The organism is Pedobacter vanadiisoli (assembly GCF_042684385.1).
Taxonomy (GTDB): Bacteria; Bacteroidota; Bacteroidia; order Sphingobacteriales; family Sphingobacteriaceae; genus Pedobacter; species Pedobacter vanadiisoli.
Genome location: NZ_JBHULL010000008.1, coordinates 287,373 through 300,873, shown reverse-complemented (window position 1 = coordinate 300,873; position 13,501 = coordinate 287,373). Strand labels below are relative to the sequence as shown.

12 protein-coding genes are annotated in these 13,501 nt (G+C 37.0%); 5 read left to right on the top strand and 7 right to left on the bottom strand.

Annotation, left to right across the window (positions count from 1 at the left end; translation table 11 throughout):
- Nucleotides 1–6 precede the first annotated feature (6 nt).
- Both ACFSR6_RS09915 and ACFSR6_RS09910 read left to right on the top strand, forming a co-directional pair.
- Entirely contained in the window at nt 7–831 is an 825-nt protein-coding gene (locus tag ACFSR6_RS09915) for a glycosyltransferase family 2 protein (RefSeq protein ID WP_379078239.1), read from the top strand.
- A 1-nt stretch (nt 832) separates the two neighbouring features.
- A complete protein-coding gene (locus ACFSR6_RS09910) occupies nt 833–1,639 on the top strand; it encodes a DUF5672 family protein (protein WP_379078237.1) in 807 nt (268 codons plus the stop codon).
- On the opposite strand, the gene ACFSR6_RS09905 is transcribed toward ACFSR6_RS09910, so the two are convergent.
- Entirely contained in the window at nt 1,636–2,502 is an 867-nt protein-coding gene (locus ACFSR6_RS09905) for a glycosyltransferase (protein WP_379078235.1), read from the bottom strand. The two genes, ACFSR6_RS09910 and ACFSR6_RS09905, sit on opposite strands and share 4 nt — an antisense overlap.
- Before the next feature lie 227 nt (nt 2,503–2,729).
- Between ACFSR6_RS09905 and ACFSR6_RS09900 the strand changes: the two genes are divergently transcribed.
- Nucleotides 2,730–3,737 (top strand): hypothetical protein, encoded by a 1,008-nt coding sequence (locus tag ACFSR6_RS09900; protein WP_379078233.1) that lies wholly within the window; start codon nt 2,730–2,732, stop codon nt 3,735–3,737.
- Between the two features lie 2 nt (nt 3,738–3,739).
- A complete protein-coding gene (locus tag ACFSR6_RS09895) occupies nt 3,740–4,819 on the top strand; it encodes an acyltransferase family protein (RefSeq protein WP_379078231.1) in 1,080 nt (359 codons plus the stop codon).
- A 304-nt stretch (nt 4,820–5,123) separates the two neighbouring features.
- Here the strand turns inward: ACFSR6_RS09895 and ACFSR6_RS09890 are convergent, their stop codons facing one another.
- The 5 genes from ACFSR6_RS09890 to ACFSR6_RS09870 form a co-directional block, all read right to left on the bottom strand.
- The gene (locus ACFSR6_RS09890) at nt 5,124–6,356 is read right to left on the bottom strand and encodes an ATP-binding protein (RefSeq protein WP_379078229.1); all 1,233 of its coding nucleotides are present in this window, start codon (nt 6,354–6,356) and stop codon (nt 5,124–5,126) included.
- Nucleotides 6,357–6,525: 169 nt separating this feature from the next.
- Nucleotides 6,526–9,591: a translation initiation factor IF-2 gene (gene infB, locus ACFSR6_RS09885; protein WP_379078227.1), complete on the bottom strand. Its 3,066-nt coding sequence runs from the start codon at nt 9,589–9,591 to the stop codon at nt 6,526–6,528.
- Between the two features lie 62 nt (nt 9,592–9,653).
- On the bottom strand, nt 9,654–10,898 hold the full coding sequence (gene nusA / locus ACFSR6_RS09880) for a transcription termination factor NusA (protein WP_183766072.1): 1,245 nt from the start codon (nt 10,896–10,898) through the stop codon (nt 9,654–9,656).
- Nucleotides 10,899–10,900: 2 nt separating this feature from the next.
- The gene (gene rimP, locus ACFSR6_RS09875) at nt 10,901–11,365 is read right to left on the bottom strand and encodes a ribosome assembly cofactor RimP (protein ID WP_379078225.1); all 465 of its coding nucleotides are present in this window, start codon (nt 11,363–11,365) and stop codon (nt 10,901–10,903) included.
- A 121-nt stretch (nt 11,366–11,486) separates the two neighbouring features.
- A complete protein-coding gene (locus ACFSR6_RS09870) occupies nt 11,487–11,915 on the bottom strand; it encodes a hypothetical protein (RefSeq protein ID WP_379078223.1) in 429 nt (142 codons plus the stop codon).
- Between the two features lie 18 nt (nt 11,916–11,933).
- On the opposite strand from ACFSR6_RS09870, the gene ACFSR6_RS09865 reads away from it, so the two are divergent.
- Nucleotides 11,934–12,278, top strand: a complete 345-nt coding sequence (locus tag ACFSR6_RS09865) for a phage holin family protein (protein ID WP_379078221.1) — start codon at nt 11,934–11,936, stop codon at nt 12,276–12,278.
- 65 nt (nt 12,279–12,343) lie between these two features.
- Here the strand turns inward: ACFSR6_RS09865 and ACFSR6_RS09860 are convergent, their stop codons facing one another.
- On the bottom strand, nt 12,344–13,483 hold the full coding sequence (locus ACFSR6_RS09860; RefSeq protein ID WP_183766080.1) for an acyl-CoA dehydrogenase: 1,140 nt from the start codon (nt 13,481–13,483) through the stop codon (nt 12,344–12,346).
- Nucleotides 13,484–13,501 lie beyond the last annotated feature (18 nt).

The following is a 13,501-nucleotide window of genomic DNA, read 5'->3' as shown; positions in this document are numbered from 1 at the left end:
TCTATTATGAGTAAAAAATTATCAATTATAACTATCAATTACAACAATAAGGCAGGGCTGGAAAAAACAGTTCAAAGCGTAGCAAACCAAACTTGGCAAGATTTTGAGTTTATCGTTATTGATGGAAATAGTTCGGACGGAAGCAAAGACGTTCTTAACGCCTACTCTTCATCTTTTAGCTATGCTGTATCTGAACCTGATAGCGGTATATATAATGCCATGAATAAGGGCATTAAGATTTCAACGGGTGATTATTTAATGTTTTTGAATAGTGGGGATGCTTTAATTGATAATACCATTTTAGAGAAATTGAATTCGGAATTAAATGGTCAATATGATATTTACTATGGAGATATTCTACATATTGATGGAATAAAACAAGAAGTTCGCACTTTTCCTAAAAAGTTAAATTTCGCCTTTTTTTATGAACAAAACATCTCTCATCAGGCAAGTTTTATTAAGGCTAATCTGTTTAAAGATATTTTTTTATATAATGAAAATTTCAAAATCGTATCTGATTGGGAATTCTTCACCTATGCAATTTGTAAACGCGAGGCCTCCTATAAACACCTAGATTGTGTAATTGTAGCTTACGATGGCACTGGAATATCCTCAAACTCGATAAATAACCCAGAAATTATCAAAGAAAGGGATGCTTCTTTGCATAGATATTTCCCTGAGTTTGTTAGAGACTATGAATATTTAAAAGAGATAAAATTTAAAAAGGCAGAACAATTTATGCATATAAAAAAGTATCCGGTAGCCTATAAGATCTTGAAAGGCTTTATGAATATTATACTGTTATTTTTGCCAAAATTCAATAGAAGCTAAAATGAATAGTTCCTGCGTAATTGTAATACCAATTTATAAATCCGAGCTTTCAATTTACGAAAAGATAGCATTGACCCAATGTGGAAAGTTATTGTCTGATTATGATATAGTAATACTTAAACCAGATGACCTGGAAACATCGAATATGCAGATAGGATTCTCCTACAGTGAGGTTTCTTTCCCAAGTTTTTATTTTAAGAGCGTGTTTAGTTATAACGATTTAATGCTTTCGGAACACTTTTATGAGAAATTCCTGAGTTATAATTATCTGCTCATCTATCAATTGGATGCTTTCGTATTTAAAAATGAATTGGAATATTGGTGCAACCTGGGTTATGATTATATAGGTGCGCCATGGTTGAGAGAAAAAGAATTTCCGACTTTATTTAAAAGAATTAAAGAGAAACTTAGGTCTTACCTGCATAGAAGGTATAATTTACTTGATAAACAGGGCAGGCCTGATATTGAACGGCAATTGTACAATTACGTCGGCAATGGGGGCTTTTCTTTGAGAAAAGTTAAATCCTTTTATAATGTTTGTATCCAGGAAAAAGAACTCATAGAGAATTATGTTGGCCGGAAAAGCAGCGACTATAACGAGGACATGTTTTGGACCGTAGAAGTGAATCGAAAGAAAAAGAGAATAAAGATTCCTACTTATAAAAAGGCATTGAACTTTTCTATTGAAACAGCTCCGCAAAGGGCAATGGCTTTACTTAATGGAAACATGCCTTTTGGTTGTCATGCCTGGGATAAAAACATTCATTTTTGGAAACCATACTTTAAAGAAGCTGGTTATCAGATTTAACTGCGCCAAATTTCTTTATTTAACATTAAAAACAGACTAAAGGTACTTTTTAGCTTACTTCGCCAAAATATCTTGAATATTTCTATCTTTTTATACCCTACTATTTTCATCTGCTTCAGAAAGAATTTGAATGAATGTTTTTCAGTAAAGAAAATTTCTTTTTTTGATAAACCCTCCAGATCTATAGGTAAATCAGCTGCCCATTTTTCATGTAATTTTAATGTTTCCTCTACCCAGGTTTTACCATAATTTCCTTCTGAGAAATGTTCTAATAGTACCTGAAAGGTTACAACTGCACGATGTGTTTTTTGTACTTGAAGTGAAAAATCGAGATCATAACAATGAAACTTTTTAAATGTTTCCTCATCAAAATTATGAACTTTAACGATTTCTTTTTTTGTACAGAACCAAACTCCATCTACCACAACTACACTTGAATATTTTTCATTTTTTACATTTTGAGAAATGTGTTGTGTTTTCTCTTCGCTAAATTTATAACGTTGAAGGATATTAATATAATTGGTTTTTTTTTCACCAGCGCTACAAAACCATCCAGACGGAACTTGAGTTTTATAACTGCTCCCGGCTATGCCAATCAGCCCTATTTTCTGATCTTCATTAAAAATAGCTGCAACGATACTACCCCAGTCTTTCGTTCTAATACTGATATCCTCGTGCATATAGCAAAGCAGCTCATATTTGGCCCGCTTCGCTCCTTCATTATAAATTTCGCATAATCCACGTTTTCCATCAGCATTATCAAAACTGATAATTTCATGCTCTGCTCCTATGGTTGCGGCAATGTTCTCTTTAATATCAGAAAGCTGATCTTTATTTACCGAGGCTATAATTATTGATATCATCTCCTTCAAAAATAAAATAAAAAACAGTACCTATTGTAGAAATAAAAACATAGCTTGGCCTTAGTTAGATATCGTTAAGTCAAAATATCTGGTAAATTTCAGCATTTAATCAAATTTTAAGCTTTGAGTTGTTAAAAAATCTAATGCATACCCACAGTCAAAGAATAATCTTTTCAAACCTATTTTATTGATTATTTTTGACGATCAAAATATTATATATCTGTTTAATGCAAGTTAATTCAAACTCCATATTTTATATTTTTTGCCCGGCTAATTTTGCCACAGGAGGTCCTGAAGCTCTTCATCAACTTGGGCACAGACTAAATAGTTTAGGCTTTAATGTTTTTATGCACTATATCTTAAAAACAGATCAAGACCCTGTTCACCCTAACTATTTAAAATATAACTTATCTTATACTGATGAGATTGTAAATAGTAAAAACAATATAATCATCTTACCAGAAACATATTTAGCTCCAATTTTCAAGGCAAAATATAATGCCATAAAAAAAATTGTTTGGTGGTTAAGTGTTACAAATTATCAAATTACTTTTAACCAAGAGAAGGAAAAGGTAAAACATAAAAAATTCTACGGCATCAAGTCCTATTTAAATCCTAAAAAATATGCACCACTACCTACCATTTCTGCATTAAAAAGAAAAAGAGTTTTAAACCTGGCGCATTCTCATTTTTCAATGGATTTCTTAAAAACCAATAAATTGGAAATTATTGGAAAAATCTCTGATTATATGAGCGATTCCTTCTATGAGAAGATAGCCAATCATGTCAAAAAAGAGGATTTTGTACTATACAATCCAAAAAAGAATGGCGAATATCTAGAGCGTGTGAAGGCGCTCTGCCCTGACCTATCTTGGAAAGCATTAGTTAACATGTCGCCCGATGAAGTAGCATATTGGATGAACAAAAGCAAGCTTTATATTGATTTTGGTTACCACCCTGGCCAGGAACGTATGCCACGAGAGGCCATTTTAATGTCTTGTTGTGTAATTACCGGAAGCCAAGGGTCTGCGGCATATCAAGATGATGTTCCTTTACCCGAGGGCTTTAAATTTAATGAGGCTATTGATAGTCCGGAAGCAGTTGCTAACCAAATTATGTTAACTTTAAATAAATTTGAAGATAAAATTCAATTATTTAGTGATTACAAACAGAAAATCTTTGCTGAAAAAGAAAACTTCGATAGAGCCGTTAACCATGTTTTTAATAAGAATTAAATTTGAGCACTTCTAATATAAATTCCTCTAAAATAAATTACGATTTCATTGACTCGTTGCGTTTCATATCCATGTTTGGAATTGTAATGGAGCACAGTTCTTTCTTTTTTGGAGCTAAGTTTAATACGCTCAACGAAAAAATAGTCCAGATTTTTAGCTTACAGGTTTTTAAGTTTGGGACGATAATTTTTTTCTTGCTCGCGGGTTTTTTAATCGGCGACAAATTCACAAAATATAGCACGAAAGAATATCTTCAAAGAAGGATTCAAAACACGCTAAAACCCTGGCTTTTTTGGGTAATAATTCTGCTAGTTACCAATTACCTCGATGTTATTGTAAAAAATATCAAATATGGAGAGAATCCATTCCTGACTATAAGTGCCCAGAATGTACTTCTAAACATCGAAAATATTGTTTTTACTACAAGTTTTTGGTTTATTCCCAATTTCCTTATATGCATAGCCATATTGCTTCTTTTCAGGAAGTATTTATATTCCATGAAACTTGGCATAGCACTCTTATTATTATCAATTTTTTATTCTATTAATCTTTATATTGACCTTATACCTACTTCACACACTACAGCCTTGTTCGGATTTATATTTTATTTATGGTTAGGTGTACAGATCAATAAATACTATGATCAGTTTAAATCCTTTGTTGGCAAAATCTCAATGTCTTTAATTTATATATTATTAATGGTAGCCTTTTCTTTGGCAAGTTTAGAGAGTTATTACCTACTTAAGCTGTTACCAACCGATCCTTTTAATACATTAAGGATAACTAATATAATTTACTCCTTACTGAGTTTTGTTTTCTTGTATAAACTTGGCTCTAAAATCCAAATCAAGCGATTTAACCCCAGTGTTCTCACCTTCGGAATATATCTGGTACATCAAATTTTAGTGTTTAGATTAATGCCTTTAATTTTTAGGCCGCTTCATATAAGCTTTGAAAATAAATCAGCTTATTACTTCTTAGGTATTCAGTTAATGACATTTCTTATTGTGTACACAGGCTCAATCCTAATCGTCTCGGTGATTAACAAAATACCCAAAGCCAGGTGGTTAATTGGAAGGTAAAATGAAATGAGGCTGGTAAGTACAAATGATAGGGTTGATCACGACAACAAACAATAGGACTATATAGACATGGGAAATAGGACAACTATATTATTTGAAAAAAGAGGGATTTATTTTATCATCCCTCTTTTGTTAAATCTCAGCTGGCCCCATAATATATCATAATATTTGGTTCATCTTGCTAGTAATATCTTTCACCAACCTGCTTCTTAACACTATCGGATTACCTACAGAAAATGAAATTTTGCTTCAATAAAAAGAACAAAAAAATTTAATGCTCCATATTTATCTTCTGGTCAACAAACTATAATCGAATCGCCTCTATTGATCCCTCTTTGGCGCTTATCTTACAAATACATTTCAAGTCAAAATTAGGATAGGCCTCCACAAATTTTTTATACTTGTTAGGTTTAAACTGGGCATCGTTATATTTAACTTCGTAAGCAAGGCCTGTTTTTAATTGTTCTTCAACCACGAAATCTACTTCGTTACCATCGGCAGTACGCCAAAAATGGAGGCTATCAGCATCGTATAACTGTCTTAATCTACAATATGTATAATTTTCTAATAATTCGCCTTTGTCTGCTCTATCGTTTAACTTCGAAAAATTATTCAACAATGCATTCCGCAAGCCATTATCATTAAAATAAATCTTTTGCATTTTGGTTAATTCTTTTCGCACATTACCATAAAAAGGAGATAACAGCTGCACAATAAAGGTTTTCTGCATGAGGTAAATATAATTTTCTACCGTAGAACTGGCCATTTGCAGGGTATTTCCCAGCTCATGATTATTTACGAGATTCCCAGTCTGGTCTGCCAATAGTCTTGCCAATTGAAAAAACTTAAGTTCTTCTTTAATACCAGCTTCTAAAGCATCCTTTTTCATGTAACTGTTTACAAGCTCTTTAAGCATCTCCTGCTTTTCCTGTTCAGTATCAGCCAAAACGACAGCTGGATAACCGCCGTAAATCAGATATTCATCAAATAAAACACTTATACGATTCAATTGAAGACCTTGATAGGATGGTCTCCTGATCATCTGTTCCCACTCAGTGATTAAAACATCTTCACCTTTAAAATGGAGAAATTCATCAAAAGCCAAAGGAAAAAATTCAAATACCTTTTTCCTACCCGCCAGGCTATCCTTAAAACTTTTATCAATATAAAAGGCACTGCTCCCTGTTGCAATAATTTTTAGTTTTGGCGAATATTTATCGTATAGGAGCTTTAAAAAATTACTAGGGTCTTTTGCATACTGCACCTCATCTATGATAATGTACAAGCGCTTATCTGCTGGTACATCAGCCGGTAATAAGGTATAGTTGAATATATTTTCAGCATGGTTATTTACAGCCTCTAAAATGGCAGGATCTTCAAAAGTTAAGAAATAAACCAGCTCATTATCATTCTGCAACTGCTCTGCCAGTTGTTTAACAAGCGTGGTTTTGCCAATCTGTCTCGGCCCTATCAAAATGGTATGCTGAGGCTTAGCGAGGTGATTTTTTAGAGATTTTAGTGCCGTTGATCTTTCCATAAAATAAATCCTAAATACAAATATCGATAATTTTAAGGTATAATCTTAAAAATATCCGATATTTTTAGTTTTTAATCTTAAAATTATCCGATATTTTTGAGATAAAAAATTTAGCGGCATAAAAAAAGTGGCCGTTTCGGGCCACTTCAAATTTTATATTATTTAGATATTATAGCTTTCTAGCTACTTCTACCTGTTCGTAAGCTTCTACGATATCGCCCACTTCGATGTTGTTAAAGTTCTGGATATTTAAACCACACTCGTAACCTTTGGCTACTTCTTTTACATCATCTTTAAAGCGTTTTAACGAAGCCAATTCACCGGTATAAATTACCACACCGTCACGCACTACGCGGATTTTGCTGTTACGGGTAATTTTACCATCCAATACCATACAACCTGCAATGGTACCCACTTTAGTGATTTTGAAGGTTTCGCGGATCTCCACATTAGCCACAATTTTCTCTTCAAATTCCGGATCCAACATACCCTCCATAGCCGATTTAATCTCGTTGATGGCATCGTAAATGATAGAATATAAACGGATATCGATCTGCTCAGCTTCAGCCAGTTTACGTGCACCTGTTGATGGACGAACCTGGAAACCGATAATGATCGCATCAGAAGCTGAAGCTAACAATACATCGGATTCTGAAATCTGCCCAACACCTTTGCTGATCACATTGATCTGGATCTGCTCGGTAGATAGTTTCAGTAATGAATCTGACAAGGCTTCGATAGAACCATCCACATCACCCTTAACGATAATGTTAAGCTCTTTAAAGTTACCAATTGCCAAACGACGACCAATCTCGTCCAAAGTAATGTGTTTCTGCGTACGTAAGCCCTGCTCGCGCTGCAACTGCATCCGTTTGTTTGCAATATCACGTGCTTCAGTTTCACTTTCTAAAGCATTAAATCGATCGCCTGCTGTAGGAGCGCCCTGCATACCCAAAACCTGTACCGGCTGTGATGGGCCTGCTGAGTCTACTTTTGCACCACGCTCGTTGGTTAATGCTTTTACACGTCCGCTGTAGCTACCTGCTAAAATTGGATCTCCAACTTTTAAGGTACCACCCTGAACGAGTACTGTAGTTACAATACCACGTCCTTTATCTAGTGCCGATTCGATTACCGTACCTGTAGCACGCTTATTCGGATTAGCTTTCAATTCTAGTAACTCGGCTTCTAATAGTACTTTATCTAAAAGTAAATCAACATTTAAGCCGCTTTTGCTCGAAATTTCCTGCGATTGATATTTACCACCCCAGTCTTCTACCAAAATGTTCATTACCGATAATTGTTCGCGTACTTTATCTGCGTTTGCACCTGGTTTATCCACTTTGGTGAAAGCAAATACCAACGGTACACCTGCAGCCTGTGCGTGGTTAATTGCCTCTTTTGTTTGAGGCATCACGGCATCATCAGCAGCGATTACAATAATCGCAATATCAGCAGCCTTAGCACCACGTGCACGCATCGCGGTAAAAGCTTCGTGACCCGGAGTATCCAAGAACGTTACTTTTTTACCAGACGGAGTGGTTACCATATAGGCACCAATGTGCTGGGTAATACCTCCCGCCTCACCAGCTACTACGTTGGCTTTACGGATATAATCCAGCAATGAGGTTTTACCATGATCTACGTGTCCCATAATCGTAACAACCGGAGCTCTTTCGATTAAATCTTCTTCGTTATCTTCTTCCTCAATTACATTATCCTCCTCTTCATCCGGTTTAACGAATTGGATTTCGTAACCAAACTCATCGGCAACAATGGTTAAAGTTTCAGCGTCTAGACGTTGGTTAATGGAAACAAACATACCAAGGCTCATACAGGTACCAATAATTTTGGTAACCGGTACATCCATCATGTTCGCTAACTCATTAGCCGTAACAAATTCTGTTACTTTTAATATTTTCGATTGCGATTCAAGCTCATTTGCAGCCTCTTCAGCATTAGATGCAACATCATCACGTTTCTGACGGCGTAATTTAGCACGTTGTGCAAACTTACCTGATTTACCGGCACCACTTAAACGGGCAAGTGTTGCCTTAATCTGATCTTGAATTTCCTTTTCAGTAGGTTCCTCTTTAGGTCCGCTTGGTGCGGCATTTCTATTTTGGAAACCTGGCCTGTTATTGTTATTGTTTCTGTTTCCCTGGTAAGGAGTACCACCTTGTCCGGCTGGTCTGTTACCCTGGTATGGTGTACCGCCACCTGGCCTGTTGCCTTGATAAGGTTGACGAGGCTGTCCCGGTGCACCTCCCTGACCTTGACCTGCAGGATTATTTTGTCCTTGCTGGCCTTGACCACCGTGTTGACCTGGTGCTCCCGGAGTTTTTTTACGTTTACGCTTACGTTTTGCGGCCTCGCTATCGCTAGACGAAGCAACCGGACCATTTCTGCGGTCTGGTGCGGTTGGTAAATCAATTTTACCAATAATATTCGGACCAGATAATTTAACAGTCCGTGCTTTAATTACCTCAGGTTCATTGTTTGCCGGTTTAGCATCAGCAGTTTTCTCCTCCGCTTTAGGTTGTTCAACTGGTTTTACAGGCTCAGCTGTTTTAACCACGGGTGTTTCTGCAACCGGTGCCGGTGTAGAAGGAGTTTCTTCTTTTTTAGCCTCAACCGGTTTTTCTTCCACTTTAGGTTGTTCAACCGGCTTTACAGGTTCTGGTGATTTAACCACCTGTTGTTCTACAACAGGTGCTGACGCAGCAGGTGTTTCTTCTTTCTTAACCGGGCGTGTTTTCGAGTTAAGATCATTTAAATCTATCTTTCCTACAATTTTAACTCCAGGCAATCCGGTTTCTTCCGGTTTAGTTTCTTTTACTGGCGTTACTGCTGCCGCAGGTGCCGGCGTATCTACCTTAGGGCTTTCTACAACCTTTGGTTTCTCTACCGGAGGGGTAAATGATTGAGCATTTTTAATTAAAATCTCTTCATTTTTCTCAAAATCGGTATTTTTTTTCGGCGCTTCTACTGGCTTTTCAGTCTCAGGCTCGTCACGACGTATTTTACCAATCACTATTTGTTTGGCTTCTTCTCTTACGATCTTATCTCCCTGATACTCTTTTAACAAGGCATTATACATGTCTCCCGTAAGTTTAAACATAGGGCTTTTCTCGGCAGAGAATCCCTTTTTGTTTAAAAACTCAACGGCCGTACCCATGCCTATATTAAGTTCTTTAATAGCTTTAATTAAAATGATTGGTTTGTCGTCTGACATTTAGCTCCTATTATTGTTTTTTATTTAATACAAAAGTAGTGTTTATTTGGCAATTACACCACTCATTCAAATTCTGACTTCAAAATTTGAATCACTTCTTTAATCGTTTCCTCTTCAAGGTCGGTGCGTTTTACCAAATCTTCTACCGTAAGAGCCAATACACTCTTGGCAGTATCGCAACCGATAGCCTTTAATTCATCAATGATCCAGCTATCAATCTCATCTGAGAATTCTTCTAAATCAACATCCTCATCGCTTTCTTCTCCAGCTTCACGGTATACATCAATTTCGTAACCGGTTAATTTACCAGCCAGTTTAATGTTGTGTCCGCCACGTCCAATGGCCAATGAAACCTGATCTGGCTTTAAGTAAACCGATGCATGTTTAGTTTCATCATCCAGTTTAATGGAAGTGATTTTTGCCGGGCTTAAAGCACGGGTAATGTATAATGAAATATTATTGGTGAAGTTAATCACATCAATGTTTTCGTTTTTCAATTCACGAACGATACCGTGGATGCGGGATCCTTTCATACCCACACAAGCACCTACAGGATCAATACGGTCATCGTACGATTCAACTGCAACTTTAGCGCGTTCTCCAGGCTCACGAACAATTTTTTTAACGGTAATTAAACCATCAAAAATTTCTGGCACCTCCTGCTCAAACAGGCGTTGTAAAAATTCTGGTGCTGTTCTCGAAATGATAATTTTAGGGTTCGCGTTGATCATTTCTACTTTAGAGATTACTGCTCTTACAGAATCACCTTTTTTGAAATAATCGGCCGGGATCTGCTCTGTTTTAGGCATTAAAAGTTCGTTACCTTCATCATCTAAAACCAAAGTCTCTTTTTTCCAAACCTGGTAAACCTCACCGGTGATGATTTCACCAACCCTATCTTTATATTTTTTGAAGATTTCGTCTTTCTCTAATTCCAATACTTTAGACACCAAAGTTTGGCGGGCAGCTAAAATTGCCCTGCGGCCAAAACTTTCTAAAGTAATCTGCTCTATATAATCGTCGCCAACTTCTAAAGTTGGGTCAAGTTTGTGTACATCAGCAAGCTCAATCTCTAAATCATCATCTTCAGAAAACCCATCTTCCATTACCCTTCTCGTTCTCCAAATCTCCAAATCCCCGTTATCCGGATTTACAATTACATCACAGTTTTCGTCTGTTCCGTATTTTTTACGCAACATGCTACGGAAAACTTCTTCCAGCACACTGATCACTGTTGGGCGATCTATATTTTTGAAATCTTTAAACTCCTGAAAAGAGTCGATCAAATTAATTGTTGTAGTACTCATTTTTACTTAAATGAAATTAACACACTTGTTTCTAATATATCATTAAACGGCACATCTGTTTGAACTGCTACCGCCTTTTTCCCTTTTTCTTTAACAGACTCTTCGATCTGTAGGTTATTTTCTGTAACCGCGAGTAGTTTTCCTTCTTTTTTCAACCCCTCTTTCAGCTTGATGCTTACCGTACGACCAATATTTTTATTGTACTGACGGATCATTTTTAAAGGTTCGCCAACACCAGGCGAAGAAACTTCCAGATTATAAGCCTGTTCTATTGCATTTTCTTCTTCGAGATGAAAACCAACATGCCTGCTTATATCTACACAATCCTGTATGTTAATGCCTTCATCACCATCAACATGTATAATTAATTTATTGTTTGGCAACATCTTAACCTCTACCAGGAACAACTCCGGACGGTCTGCTATTTTTTCCTCAACAAGGGCTGCAACTCTCTTTTCTACCTGCATATTTTAACCTGATTTCATAGAAAAAGGGGACTGTGTCCCCTTCTCTTTTCTTCGATTACAATGCAAATGTAGTAATTTTTTAAGAAAAATCAAACACCCGCACTAATTATTATGCTGATTATTACCGCCTAAGTGTTTGTTTTTGGGGCTGTAAGTTATGCTTTGCACTACTTGTAATGAGGTTACCAATGGTAGCAAATTTGACACCGATATAACTTTGCACCAGGTAATCTTTGCCTTTAACAAAAGGCTGATCGGGATTAAATATAAGTGAATCTCCAAGGATTTTAACTTTTCCAGCCAATTCCAATTCATCCTGGAGACTGTCTGATTCGCCTGGTTTTATTGAAACCGAAATCAGATTAAGTGTATCGCCACCAGCATTGTAGGTATTTTTAACTTGCAATAGGCTTGCCTCATCAATATTTTTAATTATTATTGAGGAGCTATCTCCCGAAAACTTAATGACCGGTCTGTTGTTTCTATTCGAACAGGAAAGTGCAAATATGACAACAACTACGACCAAATAGTTGAAAAAGAATTTAAACATTTACAAAAATAAGCAATTATGAGATTTATTATCGAAATCCTTTTAACGGGACTGGCATTCTTTATTGGGGCGAAACTAGTACCAGGCGTAAGCATTGATGGCTATGGCAATGCGATTATCGCCTCAATATTGATTGCACTTGCGAATGCAACCATTGGATTCATTTTAAGGTTATTAACTTTTCCGATCAACTTCTTAACCTTAGGACTGGTATCATTTATCATTACGGTTTTAATGATTTTACTGGTTGATAAAATGATGACATCTTTTAACACCTCAGGCTTTATTGCCGCTGCATTCTTAGCAATCGTGGTAGCACTGATTAAGGCGATATTCAGTGCGGTAGGGGGAGAGAAGGATTAAGTTTGGGATTTTAAGTTGGGAGTTTGGACCAGTTGACTCCAGGCTCCCAACTTCAGGCTCAAAAACTAACGGATCACTTCTCTCGAAATCACCATTTTCTGGATCTCTGAAGTACCTTCGTAAATCTGGGTGATTTTGGCATCACGCATCAAACGCTCAACGTGGTATTCTTTTACAAAACCATAACCTCCATGCACCTGTACGGCTTCGATAGTTACGTCCATAGCCACTTTTGAAGCATAAAGTTTTGCCATAGAACCAGCCTGCGTATAAGGCAAGCCCTGATCTTTCAGCCATGCTGCCTTATAAACCAATAACCTTGCGGCTTCGATCTGCGTGGCCATATCGGCCAGTTTAAAGGCAATGGCCTGGTGCTCTGAAATTGGTTTGCCGAATGATTTACGTTCTTTTGCATATTGTGTAGCCAGCTCAAAAGCACCTTGTGCAATCCCCAAAGCCTGGGCAGCAATACCGATACGACCACCTTCTAAAGTTTTCATCGCGAATTTAAAGCCAAAGCCATCTTCACCTATCCTATTCTCTTTGGGTACTTTTACATCATTAAACATCAAAGAATGTGTATCAGATCCACGGATACCCAATTTATTTTCTTTAGGGCCAACTGTAAAGCCTTCCATTCCTTTTTCTACAATAAAGGCATTTATACCTTTATGTTTTAATTCAGGGTGGGTTTGGGCAATAACCAGGTAGGTTGATGCTGTACTGCCATTGGTGATCCAGTTTTTGGTACCGTTAAGTAAATAATAATCTCCTTTATCTTCTGCCGTGGTTCGTTGCGAGGTAGCATCCGATCCGGCTTCGGGTTCGGAGAGGCAAAAAGCCCCAATCTTTTCGCCAGCGGCCAATGGCTTGAGGTATTTTTCCTTTTGGGCTTCGCTCCCATATTTTTCCAGGCCATAACAAACGAGCGAATTATTTACCGATACCACTACAGAGGCAGAGGCATCGATTTTAGACAGCTCTTCCATTACCAATACGTACGATATGGTATCGAGGCCGCTACCGTTATATTTTGGATCAACCATCATCCCCAGGAAACCAAGCTCTCCGAGTTTTTTAACCTGCTCGGCCGGAAATTTCTGGTGTTCGTCTCTTTCAATTACTCCAGGCTTTAATTCCTGCTGTGCAAAATCGCGGGCCGCCTGTTGGATCATTAATTGCTCTTCATTTAATTCAAAATGCATAACATTTAGTATAAAGGG